This window comes from Prosthecomicrobium pneumaticum (assembly GCF_014199915.1).
GTDB classification, from domain to species: Bacteria; Pseudomonadota; Alphaproteobacteria; order Rhizobiales; family Kaistiaceae; genus Prosthecomicrobium; species Prosthecomicrobium pneumaticum.
In genome coordinates this window covers 89,046-109,897 of the sequence record NZ_JACHOO010000007.1, presented here as the reverse complement: position 1 = coordinate 109,897, position 20,852 = coordinate 89,046, and the positions used below count along the sequence as shown (strand labels likewise).

Genomic DNA, 20,852 nt, shown 5'->3' with positions numbered 1-20,852 from the left:
ACGAGCTCATGTCCCGTCGTCACCGCGCCGAGAAGCGCGAGATCAATCCGGATCCGAAGTTCGGCGACCTCGTCGTCTCGAAGTTCATGAACGCGCTCATGTATGACGGCAAGAAGTCCGTCGCCGAGCAGATCGTCTATGGCGCCTTCGACACGATCCAGGCCCGCACCCGGCAGGAGCCGGTGGTGGTGTTCCGCCAGGCGCTCGAGAACGTTGCGCCGCATCTCGAGGTCCGCTCCCGCCGTGTCGGCGGCGCGACCTACCAGGTTCCGGTCGAGGTTCGCACCGAGCGCCGCCAGGCGCTGGCGATCCGCTGGCTGCTGTCGGCCGCCCGCGGCCGCAATGAGAAGACGATGGTCGAGCGCCTGTCCGGCGAACTGCTCGACGCCTCGAACAACCGCGGCAACGCCGTGAAGAAGCGGGAAGACACGCACCGGATGGCGGAAGCCAACCGCGCCTTCTCGCACTATCGCTGGTAACCGAGCGGAGCGACCGTCATGGCCCGTAGCCACAAGATCGAGGACTACCGCAACTTCGGCATCATGGCCCACATCGACGCGGGCAAGACGACGACGACCGAGCGGATCCTCTACTATTCCGGCAAATCGCATAAGATCGGCGAAGTCCACGACGGCGCTGCGACCATGGACTACATGGAGCAGGAGCAGGAGCGCGGCATCACGATCACGTCCGCCGCGACCACGACCTTCTGGAACGGCAAGCGTCTCAACATCATCGACACGCCCGGCCACGTCGACTTCACCATCGAGGTGGAGCGTTCGCTGCGCGTGCTCGACGGTGCGGTGTGCGTGCTCGACTCCAACCAGGGCGTCGAGCCGCAGACCGAGACGGTGTGGCGCCAGGGCGACAAGTACAAGGTTCCCCGGATCGTCTTCTGCAACAAGATGGACAAGACCGGTGCGAGCTTCGATCAGTGCATCGACGACATCAAGAAGCGCCTCGGTGCCCGTCCGGTTCCGATCCAGCTTCCGATCGGCGCCGAGAGCGATTTCAAGGGCATCGTCGACCTCGTCCGCATGAAGGCGGTGATCTGGGAAGACGAGAGCCTCGGCGCGAAATTCCATGACGCGGAGATTCCGGCCGACCTTCAGGAGAAGGCCGAGGCGGCGCGCATGGAGCTGATCGAGGCCGCCGTCGAGCTCGACGAGGGCGCGATGGAGGCTTATCTCGAGGGCAACGAGCCCGACGAGGCGACCCTGAAGCGGCTGATCCGCGAGGCGGTGCGCACCTCGGCGTGGTTCCCGGTGCTCGCCGGCTCGGCCTTCAAGAACAAGGGCGTGCAGACGCTGCTCGACGCGGTGGTCGACTACCTGCCGTCGCCGGTGGACGTTCCGCCGACCAAGGGCATCGACGCCAAGACCGAGGCCGAAGTCGTTCGTCATTCGACGGATGACGAGCCGCTCGCCATGCTCGCCTTCAAGATCATCGAGGATCCGTTCGGCGTGCTGACCTTCGCCCGCATCTATTCGGGCAAGCTCGAGAAGGGCGTCACGCTGCTCAACTCGACGAAGGAGAAGCGCGAGCGCATCGGCCGCATGGTGCAGATGCACGCCAATTCGCGTGAGGAAATCGATGAGGCGTTCGCCGGCGACATCGTCGCTCTGGTCGGCCTCAAGGAGAGCCGCACCGGCGACACGCTCTGCGATCCGGCCCATCCGGTCATCCTCGAGAAGATGGAATTCCCGGCTCCGGTCATCGAGATGTCGGTCGAGGCCGCGACGAAGAGCGATCAGGAGAAGCTGACCACGGCTCTCATGAAGCTCGCGTCGGAGGATCCGTCCTTCTACGTGTCGACCGACAGCGAGTCCGGCCAGACCATCATCAAGGGCATGGGCGAGCTGCATCTCGACATCAAGGTCGATATCCTTCGCCGCGCGCCGTACAACATCAAGGTGAATGTCGGCGCGCCGCAGGTTGCGTATCGCGAGACGATCCGCAAGGCGGCGGAGATCGACTACACCCACAAGAAGCAGACGGGCGGCACCGGCCAGTTCGCCCGCGTCAAGCTGGTGGTCGAGCCGAACGAGATCGGCGCCGGTCACAAGTTCGAGAACAAGATCATCGGCGGTGTGGTTCCGAAGGAATACATCCCCGGCGTCGAGAAGGGCATCAATTCGGTGCTCACCTCGGGTCCGATCGCCGGCTTCCCGGTGGTCGACGTCAAGGTGGCGCTGATCGACGGCGCCTATCACGAGGTCGACTCTTCGGCGATCGCCTTCGAGATCGCGGCACGCGCCGCGCTTCGCGAAGGCATCGAGAAGGCGAGCCCCGCGCTGCTCGAGCCGATCATGAAGGTCGAGGTCGTGTCGCCGGAAGAGTATGTCGGTTCGGTGATCGGCGATCTCAACTCGCGGCGCGGCCAGATCCAGGGCCAGGACATGCGCGGCAACGCGAATGTCATCACGGCCTTCGTCCCGCTCGCGAACATGTTCTCCTATGTGAACAACCTGCGGTCGATGTCGCAGGGTCGCGCCAGCTACACCATGCAGTTCGACCACTATGAACAGGTGCCGGCTGCGGTCGCTCAGGAGGTTCAGGCGAAATACGCCTGAGCTTCCCGGTAGCGAACCCACCACCTGTCGAAAGAGAAAAACGGAGCACTCCGATGGCGAAAGAGAAGTTCGAGCGTAACAAGCCGCACTGCAACATCGGGACGATCGGCCATGTCGACCATGGCAAGACGTCGCTGACGGCGGCGATCACGAAGGTTCTTGCCGAGACGGGCGGTGCGACGTTCAAGGCGTATGACCAGATCGACGCGGCTCCGGAGGAGCGTGCGCGCGGCATCACGATCAACACGGCGCATGTGGAATACCAGACGACGAACCGGCACTATGCGCATGTCGACTGCCCCGGGCACGCCGACTATGTGAAGAACATGATCACCGGCGCGGCGCAGATGGACGGCGCGATCCTCGTCGTTTCGGCGGCGGACGGCCCGATGCCGCAGACGCGGGAGCACATCCTGCTCGCCCGGCAGGTCGGCGTTCCGGCGCTCGTCGTGTTCCTGAACAAGGTCGACATGGTCGACGATCCGGAGCTTCTGGAGCTCGTCGAGCTCGAGGTTCGCGAGCTTCTGTCGTCCTACGACTTCCCCGGCGACGACATTCCGATCGTCAAGGGCTCGGCGCTGTGCGCGCTGGAGGGGACCAATCCCGAGCTCGGCCATGACGCGATCCTGCAGCTGATGCAGGCGGTGGACGACTACATCCCGCAGCCGGAGCGTCCGATCGACCAGCCGTTCCTGATGCCGATCGAAGACGTGTTCTCGATCTCGGGCCGCGGCACGGTCGTGACGGGTCGCGTCGAGCGCGGCGTCGTGAAGGTCGGCGAGGAAGTCGAGATCGTCGGCATCCGTCCGACGGTGAAGTCGACGGTGACGGGCGTCGAGATGTTCCGCAAGCTGCTCGATCAGGGCCAGGCGGGCGACAATATCGGCGCGCTGCTGCGCGGCATCGACCGCGAGGGCGTCGAGCGCGGCCAGGTTCTGTGCAAGCCCGGCTCTGTGACGCCGCACACGGTGTTCAAGGCCGAGGCGTACATCCTGACGAAGGAAGAGGGCGGCCGTCATACGCCGTTCTTCACCAACTACCGTCCGCAGTTCTACTTCCGCACGACGGACGTGACGGGCGTGGTCGCGCTGCCGGAAGGCGTCGAGATGGTGATGCCGGGCGACAATGTGGCGATGGAAGTGACGCTGATCGTCCCGATCGCGATGGAAGAGAAGCTGCGCTTCGCCATCCGTGAAGGCGGGCGCACCGTCGGCGCCGGCGTCGTCGCCAGCATCATCAAGTAAGGGATCCGGCGAAACGGGTGCGCCGCCGGCGCGGCGCACCCTTCTCGTTTCGAGGACAGAATTCGATGAACGGTCAGAATATCCGGATCCGGCTCAAGGCGTTCGACCATCGCATCCTCGATGCGTCGACCCGCGAGATCGTGAACACGGCGAAACGGACGGGCGCGCGCGTGGTCGGCCCCGTGCCGCTGCCGACGCAGATCGAGAAGTTCACGGTCAACCGGTCGCCGCATATCGACAAGAAGAGCCGCGAGCAGTTCGAGATGCGCACCCACAAGCGCCTTCTCGATATCGTCGACCCCACCCCGCAGACCGTGGACGCGCTGATGAAGCTCGACCTCGCCGCGGGCGTGGACGTCGAGATCAAGCTCTGATCGGTCAAGCGAGCGAGGCTTAAGCCATGCGTTCTGGAGTGATCGCACAGAAGTTGGGCATGACCCGCATCTATACCGATGCGGGCGAGCAGGTGCCGGTGACGGTGCTGAAGCTCGACAACTGTCAGGTTGTCGCCCAGCGGACTGAGGACAAGAACGGCTACACTGCGGTGCAGCTGGGCGCGGGCCTCAAGAAAGTCAAAAACGTTTCGAAGGCCGAGCGCGGCCACTTCGCCAAGGCCGAAGTCGAGCCGAAGCGCAAGGTGGTCGAGTTCCGGGTGTCGCCCGAGAACCTGATCGAGATCGGCGCCGAGCTGACCGTCGAGCACTTCGTCGTCGGCCAGTTCGTCGACGTCACCGGCACCTCGATCGGCAAGGGCTTCGCCGGCTCGATGAAGCGCTGGAACTTCGGCGGCGGCCGCGCGACGCACGGCAACTCGGTCTCGCACCGTGTGCACGGCTCGACCGGCCAGCGGCAGGATCCGGGCAAGGTCTTCAAGGGCAAGAAGATGGCCGGCCATCTCGGCGACGAGCGGGTCACCACCCAGAACCTGAAGGTCATCCGCACCGATCTTGAGCGGGGTCTGATCCTCGTCGAGGGCGCGGTTCCGGGCGCCAAGGGCGGCTGGATCGAGGTTCGCGACGCCGTCAAGCGCGCGCTGCCGAAGGACGCCCCGGTTCCGGGCGCCTTCCGGGCGCCGGCGAAGAACGGCAAGGCCGAGGCCCCGGTGGCCGAGGTCGAGGCGAAGGAGTCCGAGTGATGGAAGTCAAAGTCACCACGCTCGACGGCGCCGAGGACGGTTCGGTCACGCTCGACGAAGCGATCTTCGGTCTCGAGCCGCGCGCCGACATCCTGCAGCGCATGGTCCGCTGGCAGCTCGCGCGCCGGCAGGCCGGCACGCACAAGTCGAAGACGCGGACCGAGGTCCACGGCACGACGAAGAAGATGTACAAGCAGAAGGGCACCGGCGGCGCACGCCACGGTGCCAAGACGGCGCCGCAGTTCCGCGGCGGCGGCAAGGCTTTCGGCCCGGTCGTCCGCAGCCACGAGCACGATCTGCCGAAGAAGGTGCGCGCGCTCGCTCTGAAGCTCGCGCTGTCGGCGAAGGCGAAGGGCGACAATCTGATCGTCGTCTCCGACGTCGCGGTCGGTGAGCCGAAGACGAAGGCGCTGCGCGAGCGGTTCGCCAAGCTCGGCCTCGGCAATGCGCTGATCATCGGCGGTCCGGCGGTGGACGAGAACTTCGCGCTCGCCGCCCGCAACATTCCGGACGTGGACGTGCTGCCGGTCGCCGGCCTCAACGTCTACGACATCCTGCGGCGCGAGAAGCTCGTTCTCACCAAGGCCGCCGTCGACGCGATCGGAGAGCGGTTCAAATGAGCGACCTCTCGCACTACGACATCATCCGCAGCCCGGTCCTCTCGGAGAAGTCGACCGTCGCGACGGAGCAGAACAAGGTCGTCTTCAACGTCCTGAAGACCGCGACGAAGCCGGAGATCAAGGCTGCCGTCGAGGCGCTCTTCAAGGTCAAGGTGACGGCCGTCAACACCATGGTCCGCAAGGGCAAGGTCAAGCGTTTCCGCGGCGTGATCGGCCAGCAGAGCGACGTCAAGAAGGCGATCGTCACCCTCGCCGAGGGCGACTCGATCGACGTATCGACCGGTCTCTGAGCGGAAGGAACGGGCTAAGTCATGGCACTCAAGCATTACAAGCCGACGACGCCGGGCCAGCGCCAGCTGGTTCTCGTCGACCGCTCCGAGCTCTACGCCGGCAAGCCGGTGAAGGGTCTCACCGTCGGTCTGCGCCAGTCGGGCGGCCGCAACAATCTCGGCCGTGTCACCGCCTTCGGGCGTGGCGGCGGTCATAAGCGGGCCTATCGCCTGGTCGACTTCAAGCGTCGCAAGCTCGATGTGCCGGCGACGGTCGAGCGGCTCGAATACGATCCGAACCGCACGGCGTTCATCGCGCTGATCAAGTATGCGGACGGCGAGCTCAGCTACATCCTGGCGCCGCAGCGTCTGGCCGTCGGCGATACGGTGATCTCGTCGAATCAGGCGGACGTGAAGCCCGGCAATGCGATGCCGCTCGGCGCCCTGCCGGTCGGAACCATCGTCCACAACATCGAGATGAAGCCCGGCAAGGGCGGCCAGATCGCCCGTTCGGCCGGCGCTTATGCGCAGTATGTCGGCCGCGACCAGGGCATGGCGATCCTTCGCCTCGCTTCGGGCGAGCAGCGGCTGATCTCGCAGGCCTGCTTCGCGACGGTCGGCGCGGTGTCGAACGCCGATCACGCCAACGTCTCGATCGGCAAGGCCGGCCGCAACCGCTGGCTCGGCAAGCGTCCGAGCGTCCGCGGCGTGGCGATGAACCCGGTCGACCATCCGCATGGCGGCGGCGAAGGCCGCACCTCGGGCGGCCGTCATCCGGTCACGCCCTGGGGCAAGCCGACCAAGGGCAAGAAGACCCGCAACAACAAGTCGACCGACAAGTTCATCGTGCGCAGCCGTCATCTGCGCAAGGCTAAGTAAGAGGCTCCCGTGGCTCGCTCTACCTGGAAAGGTCCGTTCGTCGACGGATACCTCCTCCGCAAGGCGGAAAAGGCGCGGTCTTCGGGCCGGGCCGAAATCATCAAGATCTGGAGCCGCCGCTCCACCATCCTGCCGCAGTTCGTCGGCTTGACCTTCGGCGTCTACAATGGCCAGAAGCACATTCCCGTGCTGGTCAATGAGGACATGGTGGGTCACAAGTTCGGCGAGTTCTCGCCGACCCGGACCTACTATGGCCACACGGCCGACAAGAAGGCGAAGAGGAAGTAGGCGATGAGCAAGCCCAAGACCGAGCGGGCGCTCAAGGACACGGAAGCCCGCGCCGTGGCGCGGATGCTCCGCGTCTCGCCGCAGAAGCTCAACCTCGTCGCGGCGCTGATCCGCGGCAAGAAGGCCTCGGCCGCGCTCGCGGACCTGACCTTCTCGCGCAAGCGCATCGCCAAGGACGTCAAGAAGGCGCTCGAGAGCGCGATCGCCAATGCCGAGAACAATCATGACCTCGACGTCGACAGCCTGGTCGTCGCCGAGGCCCATGTCGGCAAGGCGCTGGTTCTGAAGCGCTGGACGCCGCGTGCCCGTGGCCGCGTCGGCCGCATTCAGAAGCCGTTCTCGCACCTGACGATCGTCGTCCGGGAAGTTCAGGAGACCGCCTGATGGGTCAGAAAGTCAATCCGATCGGCCTGCGTCTCGGCATCAACCGGACCTGGGACAGCCGCTGGTTCGCCGGCCGCGGCGAGTATGCGAAGCTGCTGCACGAGGACGTCCGCATCCGCGAGCGCCTCATGAAGGAGCTGAAGCAGGCCGCCGTGTCGAAGATCGTGATCGAGCGCCCGCACAAGAAGTGCCGGGTGACGATCCATTCGGCGCGCCCGGGCATCGTGATCGGCAAGAAGGGCGCGGATATCGAGAAGCTGCGCAAGGAAGTCGGCCGTCTGACGGATTCGGAAGTCCACATCAACATTGTGGAAGTCCGCAAGCCCGAGACCGACGCCAACCTGGTCGCCGCCTCGATCGCCCAGCAGCTCGAGCGTCGCGTCGCCTTCCGGCGCGCCATGAAGCGCTCGGTGCAGTCGGCGATGCGCCTCGGCGCCGAGGGCATCCGCATCAACGCCTCCGGGCGTCTGGGCGGCGCCGAGATCGCGCGTCTCGAGTGGTATCGCGAGGGCCGGGTTCCGCTGCACACGCTGCGTGCGGACATCGACTATGGCGTTGCGACCGCGCACACCGCTTACGGCACCTGCGGCATCAAGGTGTGGATCTTCAAGGGCGAGATCCTCGAGCACGATCCGATGGCGTCCGAGCGTCGCCAGACCGAGGGTGCGGAGCAGGGCTCGAGCGGCCGGCGTCGCGATCGCGACCGCGACGCGGCCTGAGCCGAAGGACTGAAAGAGAAGAACGATGCTGCAACCCAAGCGCACCAAGTTCCGCAAGCAGTTCAAGGGACGCATCCATGGCGTCTCGAAGGGCGGCACGGACCTCAACTTCGGCGGTTTCGGCCTGAAGGCGCTGGAGCCGGAGCGGGTCACCGCGCGCCAGATCGAGGCGGCCCGCCGCGCGATCACCCGCGAGATGAAGCGCGCCGGCCGCGTCTGGATCCGGGTGTTCCCGGACGTGCCGGTGACCGCCAAGCCGACCGAGGTCCGCATGGGCAAGGGCAAGGGCTCGCCGGAATTCTGGGCGGTGCGCATCAAGCCGGGCCGCATCATGTTCGAGATCGACGGTGTGCCGGAGGACGTGGCCCGCGAGGCGCTGCGTCTCGGCGCCGCCAAGCTTCCGATCAAGACGCGCTTCGTTCAGCGCATCGCCGATTGACCGCGCGTTCGACGAGGATAGAGCCATGAAGGCCAAGGATGTGCGGGTCATGACCGCCGATCAGCTCGACGATCAGCTCGTCGCGCTCAAGAAGGAGCAGTTCAACCTGCGCTTCCAGCGGGCGACGGGTCAGCTCGAGAACACCGCGCGGGTCCGTCAGATCCGTCGCGACATCGCCCGCATCAAGACCATCGCCGCCCAGAAGGCGGCGGCCGAGACGAAGTAAGGAGGCCGCCATGCCGAAGCGCGTTCTGCAGGGTACGGTCGTCAGCGACAAGACCGACAAGACGGTGGTGGTGCGTGTCGAGCGCCGCTTCACCCATCCGGTGCTGAAGAAGACCGTCCGCCGCTCGAAGAAGTACCAGGCCCATGACGAGGCCAACACCTACAAGACCGGCGACACCGTCTTCATCGAGGAGTCGAAGCCGATCTCGAAGAACAAGCGCTGGGTCGTGCTCGGCACGGACCTGCCGGCGGGCGAATAAGAACGAGGTTCCGCCCCGTCGCGTGCCCTTCGAGGGTGCGCGGGGGCGACTGAGAGAAGTAGGCGATCAGTCATGATTCAGATGCAGACGAACCTCGACGTCGCGGACAATTCCGGTGCCCGTCGTGTTATGTGCATCAAGGTTCTCGGCGGCTCGAAGCGGAAATACGCTTCGGTCGGCGACATCATCGTCGTCTCGATCAAGGAGGCGATCCCCCGCGGTCGCGTCAAGAAGGGCGACGTCATGAAGGCCGTGGTCGTGCGCACGGCGAAGGATATCCGCCGCCCGGACGGCAGCGTGATCCGCTTCGACAAGAATGCGGCGGTGCTGATCAACAATCAGAAGGAGCCGATCGGGACCCGTATCTTCGGACCGGTGCCGCGCGAGCTGCGCGCGAAGAACCACATGAAGATCATCTCGCTCGCGCCGGAGGTGCTGTGATGGCCGCGAAGATCAAGAAGGGCGACCGCGTCGTCGTTCTCGCCGGCAAGGACAAGGGCAAGTCGGGTGAAGTGCTGAGCGTGCAGCCGGCGGATGACCGTGCCGTGGTGCGCGGCATCAACGTGGCGCAGCGGCACCAGAAGCAGAGCATGAATCAGCAGGGCGGCATCGTCTCGAAGGAGATGCCGATCCACCTGTCGAACCTCGCGCTCGCCGACCCCTCGGACGGCAAGCCCACCCGGGTTGGATTCAAGATCACCGAAGACGGACGCAAGCTGCGCGTCGCTAAGCGTTCGGGAGAGACGATCGATGGCTGAGGCAGCAATCGAGCCGCGGCTCAAGAAATTCTACGAGGACACGGTCCGCTCGAAGCTCGTCGAGCAGTTCGGCTACAAGAACCCGATGGAGGTTCCGAAGCTCGACAAGATCGTCCTCAATATGGGCGTCGGCGAGGCGGTCAACGACACGAAGAAGGTGCAGGTCGCGCTCGGCGATCTGGCGCTGATCGCCGGCCAGAAGCCGGCGGTGACGCGGGCGCGCAAGTCGATCGCGACCTTCAAGGTCCGCGAGAACATGCCGATCGGCGGCAAGGTCACGCTGCGCAAGCAGCGGATGTACGAGTTCCTCGACCGGCTCGTGACGATCGCGCTGCCCCGCGTCCGCGACTTCCGCGGCTTGAACCCGAAGAGCTTCGACGGCCGTGGCAACTATGCCATGGGCATCAAGGAGCATCTCGTGTTCCCCGAGATCGACTACGACAAGATCGACCAGGTCTGGGGTATGGACGTCATCGTCTGCACCACGGCCAAGACGGACGAGGAAGCCCGGGCGCTCCTGAAGGCGCTCAACTTCCCGTTCCGGCAGTGATCCGGGCCTGAAGGACGATATCGATGGCTAAGAAGAGCTCTATCGAAAAGAACAACCGGCGCCGGAAGCTCGCCAAGCAGTATGCCGGCAAGCGTGCCGAGCTGAAGGCGATCGCCCGCAACGAGCAGCTCCCCCTCGAGGAGCGGTTCCAGGCGACGCTCAAGCTCGCCGAGCTGCCGCGCAATTCGTCGGCGGTCCGCGTGCGCAACCGGTGCGAAGTCACCGGCCGCCCCCGCGCCGTCTATCGCAAGTTGAAGATGTCGCGTATCGCGCTGCGCGAGCTCGGCTCGCTCGGGATGATCCCCGGCCTCGTCAAGTCCAGCTGGTAAGGAGCAGGTCCATGTCTCTGACCGATCCTTTGGGCGATATGCTCACCCGCATCCGTAACGCGCAGCTGCGCCGGATGACGAAGGTGTCGACGCCGGCCTCCAAGCTGCGTCAGCGCGTCCTCGACGTGCTGCAGTCGGAAGGCTACATCCGCGGCTATTCCGCGGTCGATTTCGGCGACGGCAAGAAGGAGTTCGAGATCGAACTCAAGTATTATGACGGCGAGCCGGTGATCCGGACGATCGAGCGCGTTTCGAAGCCGGGCCGTCGGGTCTATGCTTCCGTAAAGGCGATTCCGCGCGTCGCGAACGGGCTCGGCGTGGCGATCCTCTCGACCCCGAAGGGGGTCATGTCGGATGCGGATGCGCGCGAGCAGAACGTCGGCGGCGAGGTGCTCTGCAACGTCTTCTGATGTTGCGGAGCTTCCACGGGAAACACGAACCGGACGGGTTGTCTGATGTCTCGTATTGGTAAGAAGCCGGTCGCCGTGCCCAAGGGTGTGACGGCCACGATCAACGGCCAGACCGTCGTGGCCAAGGGCCCGAAGGGCGAGCTGACCTTCGACTTCACGGATCTGGTGACGGTGAAGCTCGGCGACACCGGTGTCGAGGTGGCGCCGCGCGACGCCTCGAAGCAGGCCCGCTCGGCCTGGGGCATGACGCGGACCATGGTCGCCAATCTGATGACCGGCGTGACGCAGGGCTTCACGAAGAAGCTCGAGATCAGCGGCGTCGGCTATCGTGCGGCGGTCCAGGGCAAGGTGCTGCAGCTGTCGCTCGGCTACAGCCATGAGGTGAACTATCCGATCCCGGAGGGCATCACCATCCAGACGCCCCGCCCGATCGAGATCCTCATCTCGGGCAACGACAAGCAGCAGGTCGGCCAGGTGGCCGCCGAGATCCGCGAGTTCCGCAGCCCGGAGCCCTATAAGGGCAAGGGCGTGAAATACGCGAACGAGGTGATCTTCCGCAAGGAAGGCAAGAAGAAGTAAGGGTGGTCGCCATGGCCAATACTCAGATGGAGCGCCGCTCGGCGCGCGTCCGCCGGCACATCCGCAGCGTCGCGGGCGAACGGCCGCGGCTTTCGGTGTTCCGCTCCTCGAAGCACATCTATGCCCAGGTGATCGACGATGCGGCCGGCCGCACCGTTGCCGCGGCGTCGTCGCTCGAGAAGGACCTGAAGGCTTCGCTGAAGACCGGCGCCGACAAGGCGGCCGCCGAGGCGATCGGCAAGCTGGTCGCCGAGCGCGCGCTCGCCGCCGGGGTGAAGGCGGTGGTCTTCGACCGCGGGCCGTACCTCTTCCACGGCCGCGTCAAGGCGCTCGCCGATGGCGCCCGCGAAGGCGGCCTCGATTTCTGACGCGCATGCCCGCGTCCACCCAGACAGCTAGAGATTGGAACTGAGATGGCGAGAGAGCAGCGGGAAGAGCGGGATCGCGACGGCGAGTTCGTCGACAAGCTCGTCCACATCAACCGCGTCGCTAAGGTGGTGAAGGGCGGCCGGCGCTTCGGCTTCGCGGCGCTCGTCGTCGTCGGCGACCAGAAGGGCCGGGTCGGGTTCGGCCACGGCAAGGCCCGTGAAGTGCCCGAGGCGATCCGCAAGGCGACCGAGGCGGCGAAGCGTTCGCTCGTTCGGGTGCCGCTGCGCGAAGGCCGCACGCTTCATCACGACGTCGCCGGTCGGCACGGCGCCGGGCGCGTCCTGCTGCGCGCCGCGCCGGCGGGCACCGGCATCATCGCCGGCGGCCCGATGCGCGCCGTGTTCGAGACGCTCGGCGTCCAGGACGTGGTGGCGAAGTCGCTCGGCTCGTCGAACCCCTACAACATGATCCGCGCCACCTTCGACGCGCTGAAGAGCGAGGACAGCCCGCGGGCGGTCGCCGCCCGTCGCGGCATCAAGGTGTCGCTCCTGCAGGCGCGTCGCGGCGAGGGCGGCGAGGCCGCCTCCGCCGAAGCGTGAGCCGGAAAGGTCGAGGAACAACGATCATGGCCACCGCCAAGAAGACGGTCACCGTCGAGCAGACGGGCAGCCCGATCCGCCGCCCGGCCGAGCAGCGCGCGACGCTGATCGGCCTCGGCCTCAACAAGATTCGCCGCCGCGCGACCCTCGAGGACACGCCGGCCGTGCGCGGCATGATCGCCAAGGTCGCGCATCTCGTCCGTGTCGTGGACGAGGCGTGAGCCGCAAAGCGAGGAAGCGACCATGAAGCTCAACGAAATCCGCGACAATCCGGGCGCCACCAAGGAGCGCATCCGGGTCGGCCGTGGCATCGGCTCGGGCAAGGGCAAGACCGGCGGCCGTGGCGTCAAGGGCCAGAAGTCCCGCACCGGCGTGTCGATCAACGGCTTCGAGGGCGGCCAGATGCCGCTGCATCGGCGCCTGCCGAAGCGCGGCTTCAACAACATCTTCGCCAAGGACTATAACGAGGTCAGCCTCGAGCGCGTCCAGGCGGCGATCGAGGCCGGCAAGCTCGACGCGGCCGCGCCGGTGACGGTGGAGGCCCTGAAGGCCGCCGGCGTGATCAAGCGGCTCAAGGACGGCGTGCGCGTTCTCGGTCCGGGCGAGCTCAAGTCGGCCGTCTCCTTCGAGGTTGCCGGTGCGTCGAAGCCGGCGCTCGAGGCGATCGAGAAGGCCGGCGGCAGCGTCAAGCTGCTCGCCGTCAAGGTCGAGACGACCGACGCGGCGTGAGGCCCTTAGGGCCTCTCCGTCGATCCCAGCGCGAACGCCGCAACCCTGCGGCGTTTTTGCCCCGCGAGGCGGAGCGGTCTTCGCCCTATCGTCGGAGCCGAGTGAGATGTCGCTTGATGCGGCGTCGCGGACCAACCAACTATGGCCTGGTCGGGGGCTCAATTAGCCCGATCGGAGCGGGGCATGGCATCAGCAGCTGAACAACTTGCGGCAAACCTGAACTTTGGCGCCTTCGCGAAGGCCGAGGCGCTGAAGAAGCGCATTTGGTTCACGCTCGGCGCTTTGCTCGTCTACCGTCTCGGCACCTATATTCCGCTGCCGGGCATCAATCCGGATGCGCTCGCTTCTGCCTTTTCGCAGCAGCAGAGCGGCATTGTCGGGCTCTTCAACATGTTCTCGGGCGGCGCCGTCGGCCGCATGGCGATCTTCGCCCTCGGGATCATGCCCTACATCTCCGCCTCGATCATCGTCCAGCTGCTCACCTCGATCATCCCCTCGCTCGAGGCGCTGAAGAAGGAAGGCGAGGCCGGCCGCAAGATCATCAACCAGTACACGCGCTACGGCACGGTGCTGCTCGCCGTCCTGCAGGCCTATGGCATCGCCGTCGGCCTCGAGGGCGGCACCAACATCGTGCACGACCCGGGCCTGTTCTTCCGCATCTCGACCGTGATCACGCTGACCGGCGGCACGCTGTTCCTGATGTGGCTCGGCGAGCAGATCACCTCGCGCGGCATCGGCAACGGCATCTCGCTGATCATTTTCGCGGGCATCGTGGCCGGCCTGCCGCACGCGCTCGCCGGCATGCTCGAGCTCGGCCGCCAGGGCGCGCTGTCGGGCTGGGTGATCCTGATGGTCGTCGTCGTGGCGGTCGCCGCGATCGCCTTCATCGTCTATATGGAGCGGGCCCAGCGCCGGCTGATCATCCAGTATCCGAAGCGCCAGATCGGCAACCGGATGTTCCAGGGCGAGTCCTCGCACCTGCCGCTCAAGCTGAACACCGCGGGCGTCATCCCGCCGATCTTCGCCTCGTCGCTCCTGCTGCTCCCGGCGACGATCGCCAATTTCTCGGCCGGCACGGGTCCGGCGTGGTTCCAGACGATCGTCGCCGTGCTCGGTCACGGCCAGCCGCTCTATATGGTCCTCTATGCGGCGATGATCGTGTTCTTCTGCTTCTTCTACACGGCGATCGTCTTCAACCCGACCGACACGGCCGACAACCTCAAGAAGCATGGCGGCTTCATCCCCGGCATCCGACCGGGTCAGCGCACCGCGGAATATATCGACCATGTGCTGACTCGCATTACGGTCGTCGGTGCTGTTTATCTGGTGGTGGTCTGCCTCCTGCCGGAATTCCTGATTTCGGCGACGGGCGTACCGTTCTACTTCGGCGGCACCTCGCTGCTCATCGTCGTGAACGTGACGATGGATACGGTGTCGCAGATCCAGGGGCATCTCCTGGCCCACCAGTACGAAGGCCTCGTCAAGAAGGCCAAGCTCAGAGGGAAGAAGCGATGAGGCTCATACTGCTCGGACCGCCGGGGGCAGGGAAGGGCACACAGTCGGCACGACTGGTCAAGCGTTACGGTATCCCGCAGCTCTCCACCGGCGACATGCTGCGCGCCGCGGTGGCGTCGGGAACCCCGATCGGCCGCAAGGCCAAGGCGATCATGGACGGCGGCAATCTCGTTCCGGACGAGGTGGTGATCGGCATTGTCGCCGAGCGAATCGACGAAGCGGATGCGCAGCGCGGCTTCATCCTCGACGGATTTCCGCGCACCATCGCGCAGGCCGATGCGCTCGCCGACATGCTGGCGGCCAAGGGTCTGAAGCTCGACGCCGTGATCGAGCTCAAGGTCGACCAGTCGAAGCTCGTGGAGCGCATCGCCAAGCGGGCGGCCGAGACGGTCGCCGCGGGCGGCACGGTCCGCAAGGATGACGACCCGGACGTGTTCAAGACCCGGCTCGCCGCCTACAATCGCGACACCGCCGTGGTGTCGCCCTACTATCGGGCGCGCGGCATGCTGACCGAGATCGACGGCATGCAGTCGATCGATGATGTCACGGCCGCGATCGAAAATACGCTCGAACGACTTGACGAACGGGTCGCGACCCGCTAAGGCTCGCCGCCTTCCGAATAGGCACGAGGGCGTTTCTCGGTTTGGCCGAGGGCGGCCTCGTTCGCTCATGAGATCCCCCGCAGGGGCCGGCCTCCACCGGACGCGGGGTGTGCTGCAACCGGAGCTTCGGCTCCTCATATGGAGACGGCCCATGGCCCGTATCGCCGGCGTCAACATCCCGACGAACAAGCGCGTCGTCATCGCGCTTCAGTATATCCATGGAATCGGCGCCGCCAAGGCGCAGGAGATCGTCGAGAAGGTGCGCATCGAGCCGCAGCGCCGCGTCAACGAGCTGTCCGATGCGGAAGTGCTGCAGATCCGCGAAGTGATCGACCGCGACTATCTCGTCGAGGGCGACCTGCGTCGCGAAGTGTCGATGAACATCAAGCGGCTGATGGATCTCGGCTGCTATCGCGGCCTGCGTCACCGCAAGGGCCTGCCGGTCCGCGGCCAGCGCACGCACACCAACGCCCGCACCCGCAAGGGGCCGGCGAAGCCGATCGCCGGCAAGAAGAAGTAAGTGACGTCGAGCGGTCCGCGCGTCCGGCCGATGCCGGGCGCGACGGACCCGGTGGAGCCGCCGGCATTACGGCGGTGTCGAGATCAAAGGTAAGGACCGAAAATGGCCAAGGAAGCCACCCGCGTGCGCCGCCGCGAGCGCAAGAACATCTCCTCCGGCGTCGCGCATGTGAATTCGACGTTCAACAACACGATGATCACCATCACCGACGCGCAGGGGAACACCATCTCCTGGTCGTCCGCCGGCATGATGGGCTTCAAGGGCTCGCGCAAGTCGACCCCGTTCGCGGCCCAGATGGCCGCCGAAGATGCCAGCCGCAAGGCCACCGAGCACGGCATGCGCACCCTCGAGGTCGAGGTTTCCGGCCCGGGCGCCGGCCGCGAGTCGGCGCTCCGCGCCCTGCAGGCCGCCGGCTTCACGATCACCTCGATCCGCGACGTGACGCCGATCGCGCACAACGGCTGCCGCCCGCGCAAGCGCCGGCGCGTCTGAGCCTCGCCAGGGCGGCCCGTCGGGCCGCCTTCTCGCGTCGGGCTCTCATCCGTATTCAGCGTTCCCTGTCCGGACGGGAACGCCGCGCCGCCGCCCCGGCGGAGGGCGCAACGACCGAAAGGATACGACCGTGATCCACAAGAACTGGCAAGAGCTGATCAAGCCGAACAAGCTCGATGTTGCGCCCGGTTCGGACCCGAAGCGGCTCGCCACCGTCGTCGCCGAGCCGCTGGAGCGCGGCTTCGGTCTGACGCTCGGCAATGCGCTGCGCCGTGTCCTGCTTTCCTCTCTCCAGGGCGCCGCGGTCACCGCCGTCCAGATCGACGGTGTCCTGCACGAGTTCTCCTCGATCCCGGGCGTCCGCGAGGACGTCACCGATATCGTGCTCAACATCAAGGAGATCGCGATCCGCATGCAGGGCGATGGCCCGAAGCGGATGGTGGTCAGGAAGTCCGGTCCGGGTGTCGTCACGGCGGGCGACATCCAGACGGTGGGCGACATCGAGGTGCTCAACCCCGGTCTCGTGCTCTGCACGCTCGACGAGGGTGCCGAGATCCGCATGGAGTTCACCGTCAACACTGGCAAGGGCTATGTCGCGGCGGACCGCAACCGGCCCGAGGACGCGCCGATCGGCCTGATCCCGGTCGATGCGATCTATTCGCCGGTCAAGAAGGTGTCCTACCGGGTCGAGAACACCCGCGAGGGCCAGGTGCTCGATTATGACAAGCTGACGCTGACGGTCGAGACCGACGGCTCGATTCGTCCTGACGACGCTGTGGCCTATGCCGCGCGAATCCTGCAGGATCAGCTCTCGATCTTCGTCAATTTCGAAGAGCCCGAGAAGGAGACCGCGGCGGAGTCGATCCCCGAGCTCGCCTTCAACCCGGCACTTCTGAAGAAGGTCGACGAGCTCGAACTCTCGGTCCGCTCGGCCAACTGCCTGAAGAACGACAACATCGTCTATATCGGCGACCTGATCCAGAAGACCGAGGCGGAGATGCTCCGCACTCCGAATTTCGGCCGCAAGTCGCTGAACGAGATCAAGGAAGTTCTCGCCCAGATGGGTCTCCATCTCGGCATGGAGGTGACCAACTGGCCGCCGGAGAACATCGAAGAGCTCGCCAAACGCTACGAAGACCATTATTGAGACAGCGACCCGCGGCGTGAGCCGCCGGACAGAAGACTGAGGAGAGGGCCATGCGTCACGGCAAATCCGGCCGTAAGCTGAACCGGACCGCGAGCCACCGCAAGGCGATGTTCGCCAACATGGCGGCGTCGCTGATCAAGCACGAGCAGATCGTCACGACCCTGCCGAAGGCGAAGGACCTGCGTCCGATCGTCGAGAAGCTCGTGACGCTCGGCAAGCGCGGCGACCTGCACGCCCGCCGTCAGGCGATCGCGCAGATCCGCGACCTCGAGCAGGTGAAGAAGCTCTTCGAGACGATCGGCCCGCGCTACAAGGAGCGGCACGGCGGCTACACCCGTGTCGTCAAGGCCGGCTTCCGCTATGGCGATTCGGCGCCGATCGCGGTGATCGAGTTCGTCGACCGCGATCCGGCAGCGAAGGGCGCCGACGACAAGGCCCGCCATGCGGCCGAGGTCGAGGCGACGGAGGAGGCGGCGTAAGCCGTGCCCCGAGGGTCTCTTTTCGAAGGTGGATGGGGCGGCCCGTGGGCCGCCTTTTCTCTTTTCGGAAGGGGGCGAAAGGGCGGCGATGCGGCGCGCAGCGGGCGGGGGGCCGCCGCGGCCTTTGATCATCACGCTCGCGCCGGTCTCGGCGGGAACGCGCTGCGGCCGGTGGCGAGCCCCAATCTCTTCATCCTCTGAGCAGGGCAGCCCGAGCGGACGATGAGGACGCTCGCGGCCTTTCTCGATGTCGATCCGGCGGGCTTCGGCGGGAAGTTCCCGCGCGCCAATGCGGCGCCGCCCTGCGGGCCCTTCGATGAGGAGGCGGCGGCCTTCATGCGCCCGTATTTCGACGGACTGACCGAGCGTGTCGACGGGATGATCGGGCGCCCGCTCGACTGGTCGCTCTGAAGCTCTCGGGAGCGCCCCTCCTTTTGAGGGAAGGGGCGCCGGAAGAGCGGGCGGGTCGCCGATCAGCCGTAGATGGCGTCGCGAATCTCGGTCGGAAAGGCTCCGCCGACGCCCTCCATCGCGGTGTTCGTGAAGTAGACCGCGGACAGGCCGGCCGCCGGGTCGATGAACCAGGTGTGGCCATAGGCGCCGCCCCATTGGAGGGTGCCGCGGCCCTGCGGCGTCTTCGCCGCAGCCGGATCGTCGAGCACCGCGCCGAAGAAGCCGAAGCGCCAGCCGGCGTCGTCCGCCTCGCGCGGCAGGTCGCCGATCTGGTTGGCCGAGCCCTCGGCGACGGTCTCAGCACCGAGGATCGGCGCGCCGCCGGTGCGCAGCGCCTCGAGGAAGCGGAGGATGTCGCCGGCCGTGCCGGCCATCCCCGCGCCGCCGGAGGGGAAGGCGGCAGGATCGAAGACGCGATCCGGGTCGAAGGTCAGCCACGTCCCTTCGCCATTGTCGACCTCGGTGCGACCGGCCATGCGGAGCGGTGCCGGGTCGCCGTCGGCGTAGGGCACGGCGAGCCGGTCGGGATCCGTGGCCCCGAAGGCGGTGTCGGCGAGCCCGAGCGGCCGCGTCACGCGCGCCGCGATGATCTCCGGCAGCGTCTCGCCGGTCACCGCTTGCAACAGCGCGCCGAGCACATCGATCGCGACCGAATAATACCAGCCCGTGCCGGGCGCGAAGCGGAGCGGCACGGCGGCGATCCGCTCGAGGTTTTCGTCGAGCGTCAGGCCCGAAATCTCGAGGCCGTCCGAAACCCCGGCGGCGCGGTAAGGCCCGCCCGCCGTCTCCTTGAAGCCATAGGCGAGGCCCGCCGTATGGGTGAGCAGGTGGCGCACCAGGATGTCCGGCGTGGTGCCGTCGGCGAGGCGCGGCCGGAATCGCGGCAGATGGGCGGAGACCGGGGTGTCGAGCGTCAGCGCACCCGCCTCGATCAGCGACAGGGTCGCCGCCGCGACGAGCGGCTTCGTCACCGAGGCGAGCCGGAAGATCGCATCCTCGGTCATCGGCCGTCCCGCCTCGCGGTCGGCGAGCCCGGCGACGCCGCGGTGGAGGATCGCGCCGTCCTTCGCGACGAGGACGACGGCGCCGACGATGCGGTTCTCGGCGATCGCCTTCGCGACGGCGGCATCGACGCGGGCGGCGAGCGCTGCGGTATCAAACGAATCGGACATCAGGGACTTTCCTCGCTACGGCTCGTCAGTTCTGCAGCCGGGCGACACGGGTAAAACGGAAGATGAAGCTCGGCTCGCGGATCGCCTGATCGACCGACAGCCGGCTCGAACGCCAGCAATCCGGCGGTTCGGGGAAGAGGCTGCCGGACACCCGCACCGCGTCACCCGTTTTCAGCCCGCCGATGATGCCGGCGAGCTCGGTGCCGGCGAGCACCAGCGTCTGATCGTCGAGATCGGACATCGGGTTGTTCCAGGTGCGCAGGATCGTGCCATCCGGCAGGGCGACCGCGAAGGCGATGCGGCCGCTCGGATCGGTGTCGATCGCCTCGACGGTGGCCGCCCAGTTCTCGACATCGGGGCTCGATGCGGTGCCGCAGAGCGCCGCCGAACGATCGGCACGCGCGGCCTCACGGGCGACATCGTCCGCGGCGGCCTGATAGGCCTCGCGTCCCTTGGCGAGCGCCTCCATGAAGGCCTTCTGTTTCTTGCTCGCGGCCGGGGCTAGCGAGGCGAGCGCGACGGCGCGGTCGTCGTCCGGCGGGGGTGTCGGCAGCGGCGGCGTCGGCTCTGCGGCGGCCTGCGCATCCTGCGTCAGCGGGTCGACGAAATCGGGGCTGGCCGCCGGTGCCGGAACGTCTTCGGTGACCGCCCCGTCCGCCGGCCGGATCGTCGTCGTGGGCGCCTCGATGATTCGCGGCGGGCGGGTCGGCGCCTCGGCTTCCGCCGCGGCCGGGGCCGCCGGCGCCGCGGCGTTGCTGCCGGGCTCGTCCTGGGGTGCACCGTCGTCGAGCCGCTCCTGGCTCTTCGAACCGCCGTCATCGCCGAAGCCGAGCGACAGCGTCTGCCCGTCACGCGGGGCGATCACCATGGCCGCCCCGCCGGCGGCCGCGAGCACCAGACCGGCGACCAAGATCAGCCCGCCGGTCGCGCCACCCCGTCCGGCCAGCAAACGGAACAGGCCGATCGCGAGCAGGACGAGGCCCGCCGAATAAGCTGCGAGAAATTGCATTGCGGCTCCGTGCCCCCCGCGTATCAGCATTATCCCGAACACGCCGCGAGGCAAACACTGAGACGATCTGCATGCCGCGGGCAAGCGACATCTCTGCTAGTTTCG

33 protein-coding genes are annotated in these 20,852 nt (G+C 66.6%); 31 read left to right on the top strand and 2 right to left on the bottom strand.

Translation table 11 applies throughout. The features are described from left to right. The first annotated feature begins 8 nt into the window (after positions 1–8). From rpsG to GGQ63_RS16325, 31 genes are all read left to right on the top strand, one after another. A complete protein-coding gene (rpsG, locus tag GGQ63_RS16475; protein WP_183857706.1) occupies positions 9–479 on the top strand; it encodes a 30S ribosomal protein S7 in 471 nt (156 codons plus the stop codon). A gap of 18 nt (positions 480–497) precedes the next feature. Continuing rightward, a complete protein-coding gene (gene fusA, locus GGQ63_RS16470; protein WP_183857705.1) occupies positions 498–2,573 on the top strand; it encodes an elongation factor G in 2,076 nt (691 codons plus the stop codon). 53 nt (positions 2,574–2,626) lie between these two features. After that, a complete protein-coding gene (tuf, locus tag GGQ63_RS16465; RefSeq protein ID WP_183857704.1) occupies positions 2,627–3,817 on the top strand; it encodes an elongation factor Tu in 1,191 nt (396 codons plus the stop codon). Between the two features lie 65 nt (positions 3,818–3,882). Beyond that, a complete protein-coding gene (rpsJ, locus tag GGQ63_RS16460) occupies positions 3,883–4,191 on the top strand; it encodes a 30S ribosomal protein S10 (RefSeq protein ID WP_018184903.1) in 309 nt (102 codons plus the stop codon). Positions 4,192–4,217: 26 nt separating this feature from the next. Then, entirely contained in the window at positions 4,218–4,952 is a 735-nt protein-coding gene (gene rplC / locus GGQ63_RS16455; protein WP_183857703.1) for a 50S ribosomal protein L3, read from the top strand. Next, positions 4,952–5,572 (top strand): 50S ribosomal protein L4, encoded by a 621-nt coding sequence (rplD, locus tag GGQ63_RS16450; RefSeq protein ID WP_183857702.1) that lies wholly within the window; start codon positions 4,952–4,954, stop codon positions 5,570–5,572. Before rplC ends, rplD begins: the two co-directional genes overlap by 1 nt. Then, positions 5,569–5,862, top strand: a complete 294-nt coding sequence (locus GGQ63_RS16445; RefSeq protein WP_183857701.1) for a 50S ribosomal protein L23 — start codon at positions 5,569–5,571, stop codon at positions 5,860–5,862. Before rplD ends, GGQ63_RS16445 begins: the two co-directional genes overlap by 4 nt. Before the next feature lie 21 nt (positions 5,863–5,883). Further along, on the top strand, positions 5,884–6,720 hold the full coding sequence (rplB, locus tag GGQ63_RS16440) for a 50S ribosomal protein L2 (RefSeq protein ID WP_183857700.1): 837 nt from the start codon (positions 5,884–5,886) through the stop codon (positions 6,718–6,720). Positions 6,721–6,729: 9 nt separating this feature from the next. Beyond that, on the top strand, positions 6,730–7,008 hold the full coding sequence (gene rpsS / locus GGQ63_RS16435) for a 30S ribosomal protein S19 (protein ID WP_183857699.1): 279 nt from the start codon (positions 6,730–6,732) through the stop codon (positions 7,006–7,008). A 3-nt stretch (positions 7,009–7,011) separates the two neighbouring features. Further along, complete coding sequence (gene rplV, locus GGQ63_RS16430; protein ID WP_183857698.1) at positions 7,012–7,392, top strand: 50S ribosomal protein L22; 381 nt, start codon at positions 7,012–7,014, stop codon at positions 7,390–7,392. Then, positions 7,392–8,111, top strand: coding sequence for a 30S ribosomal protein S3 (gene rpsC / locus GGQ63_RS16425; protein WP_183857697.1), 720 nt, complete (start codon positions 7,392–7,394; stop codon positions 8,109–8,111). The genes rplV and rpsC overlap by 1 nt, the downstream gene beginning before the upstream one ends. 25 nt (positions 8,112–8,136) lie before the next feature. Beyond that, positions 8,137–8,550, top strand: coding sequence for a 50S ribosomal protein L16 (rplP, locus tag GGQ63_RS16420; RefSeq protein WP_183857696.1), 414 nt, complete (start codon positions 8,137–8,139; stop codon positions 8,548–8,550). 25 nt (positions 8,551–8,575) lie between these two features. Next, positions 8,576–8,776, top strand: coding sequence for a 50S ribosomal protein L29 (rpmC, locus tag GGQ63_RS16415; protein ID WP_183857695.1), 201 nt, complete (start codon positions 8,576–8,578; stop codon positions 8,774–8,776). Between the two features lie 10 nt (positions 8,777–8,786). After that, on the top strand, positions 8,787–9,035 hold the full coding sequence (rpsQ, locus tag GGQ63_RS16410; protein ID WP_183857694.1) for a 30S ribosomal protein S17: 249 nt from the start codon (positions 8,787–8,789) through the stop codon (positions 9,033–9,035). A 72-nt stretch (positions 9,036–9,107) separates the two neighbouring features. Beyond that, complete coding sequence (gene rplN, locus GGQ63_RS16405) at positions 9,108–9,476, top strand: 50S ribosomal protein L14 (RefSeq protein WP_029075463.1); 369 nt, start codon at positions 9,108–9,110, stop codon at positions 9,474–9,476. Further along, positions 9,476–9,793, top strand: a complete 318-nt coding sequence (gene rplX, locus GGQ63_RS16400; protein ID WP_183857693.1) for a 50S ribosomal protein L24 — start codon at positions 9,476–9,478, stop codon at positions 9,791–9,793. The genes rplN and rplX overlap by 1 nt, the downstream gene beginning before the upstream one ends. Beyond that, on the top strand, positions 9,786–10,343 hold the full coding sequence (rplE, locus tag GGQ63_RS16395) for a 50S ribosomal protein L5 (protein WP_183857692.1): 558 nt from the start codon (positions 9,786–9,788) through the stop codon (positions 10,341–10,343). Before rplX ends, rplE begins: the two co-directional genes overlap by 8 nt. Before the next feature lie 23 nt (positions 10,344–10,366). After that, complete coding sequence (gene rpsN / locus GGQ63_RS16390) at positions 10,367–10,672, top strand: 30S ribosomal protein S14 (RefSeq protein WP_183857691.1); 306 nt, start codon at positions 10,367–10,369, stop codon at positions 10,670–10,672. Between the two features lie 11 nt (positions 10,673–10,683). Then, positions 10,684–11,082 carry a 30S ribosomal protein S8 gene (gene rpsH / locus GGQ63_RS16385; RefSeq protein ID WP_183857690.1) on the top strand — a complete coding sequence of 133 codons (399 nt, stop codon included), beginning with the start codon at positions 10,684–10,686 and terminating at the stop codon, positions 11,080–11,082. A 45-nt stretch (positions 11,083–11,127) separates the two neighbouring features. Further along, positions 11,128–11,661 (top strand): 50S ribosomal protein L6, encoded by a 534-nt coding sequence (rplF, locus tag GGQ63_RS16380; protein ID WP_183857689.1) that lies wholly within the window; start codon positions 11,128–11,130, stop codon positions 11,659–11,661. Positions 11,662–11,672: 11 nt separating this feature from the next. Next, complete coding sequence (rplR, locus tag GGQ63_RS16375) at positions 11,673–12,029, top strand: 50S ribosomal protein L18 (protein WP_183857688.1); 357 nt, start codon at positions 11,673–11,675, stop codon at positions 12,027–12,029. Positions 12,030–12,074: 45 nt separating this feature from the next. Beyond that, complete coding sequence (rpsE, locus tag GGQ63_RS16370; protein WP_183857687.1) at positions 12,075–12,629, top strand: 30S ribosomal protein S5; 555 nt, start codon at positions 12,075–12,077, stop codon at positions 12,627–12,629. 26 nt (positions 12,630–12,655) lie between these two features. Continuing rightward, positions 12,656–12,850 (top strand): 50S ribosomal protein L30, encoded by a 195-nt coding sequence (gene rpmD / locus GGQ63_RS16365; RefSeq protein ID WP_183857686.1) that lies wholly within the window; start codon positions 12,656–12,658, stop codon positions 12,848–12,850. 22 nt (positions 12,851–12,872) lie between these two features. Further along, positions 12,873–13,358, top strand: coding sequence for a 50S ribosomal protein L15 (gene rplO / locus GGQ63_RS16360; protein WP_183857685.1), 486 nt, complete (start codon positions 12,873–12,875; stop codon positions 13,356–13,358). Between the two features lie 183 nt (positions 13,359–13,541). Beyond that, entirely contained in the window at positions 13,542–14,873 is a 1,332-nt protein-coding gene (gene secY, locus GGQ63_RS16355) for a preprotein translocase subunit SecY (RefSeq protein ID WP_183857684.1), read from the top strand. Then, positions 14,870–15,475: an adenylate kinase gene (locus GGQ63_RS16350; protein ID WP_183857683.1), complete on the top strand. Its 606-nt coding sequence runs from the start codon at positions 14,870–14,872 to the stop codon at positions 15,473–15,475. Before secY ends, GGQ63_RS16350 begins: the two co-directional genes overlap by 4 nt. A 151-nt stretch (positions 15,476–15,626) precedes the next feature. Continuing rightward, on the top strand, positions 15,627–15,995 hold the full coding sequence (gene rpsM / locus GGQ63_RS16345; RefSeq protein WP_183857682.1) for a 30S ribosomal protein S13: 369 nt from the start codon (positions 15,627–15,629) through the stop codon (positions 15,993–15,995). A 102-nt stretch (positions 15,996–16,097) separates the two neighbouring features. Then, positions 16,098–16,487: a 30S ribosomal protein S11 gene (gene rpsK, locus GGQ63_RS16340; RefSeq protein WP_183857681.1), complete on the top strand. Its 390-nt coding sequence runs from the start codon at positions 16,098–16,100 to the stop codon at positions 16,485–16,487. A 130-nt stretch (positions 16,488–16,617) separates the two neighbouring features. Continuing rightward, the gene (locus GGQ63_RS16335; protein ID WP_183857680.1) at positions 16,618–17,634 is read left to right on the top strand and encodes a DNA-directed RNA polymerase subunit alpha; all 1,017 of its coding nucleotides are present in this window, start codon (positions 16,618–16,620) and stop codon (positions 17,632–17,634) included. Between the two features lie 50 nt (positions 17,635–17,684). Beyond that, positions 17,685–18,113 (top strand): 50S ribosomal protein L17, encoded by a 429-nt coding sequence (gene rplQ / locus GGQ63_RS16330; protein ID WP_183857679.1) that lies wholly within the window; start codon positions 17,685–17,687, stop codon positions 18,111–18,113. Positions 18,114–18,335: 222 nt separating this feature from the next. After that, positions 18,336–18,524: a hypothetical protein gene (locus GGQ63_RS16325; protein WP_183857678.1), complete on the top strand. Its 189-nt coding sequence runs from the start codon at positions 18,336–18,338 to the stop codon at positions 18,522–18,524. A 62-nt stretch (positions 18,525–18,586) separates the two neighbouring features. On the opposite strand, the gene GGQ63_RS16320 is transcribed toward GGQ63_RS16325, so the two are convergent. Continuing rightward, complete coding sequence (locus GGQ63_RS16320; protein ID WP_183857677.1) at positions 18,587–19,738, bottom strand: serine hydrolase domain-containing protein; 1,152 nt, start codon at positions 19,736–19,738, stop codon at positions 18,587–18,589. A gap of 25 nt (positions 19,739–19,763) precedes the next feature. Continuing rightward, positions 19,764–20,747 carry a hypothetical protein gene (locus GGQ63_RS16315; protein WP_183857676.1) on the bottom strand — a complete coding sequence of 328 codons (984 nt, stop codon included), beginning with the start codon at positions 20,745–20,747 and terminating at the stop codon, positions 19,764–19,766. Between the last annotated feature and the right edge of the window lie 105 nt (positions 20,748–20,852).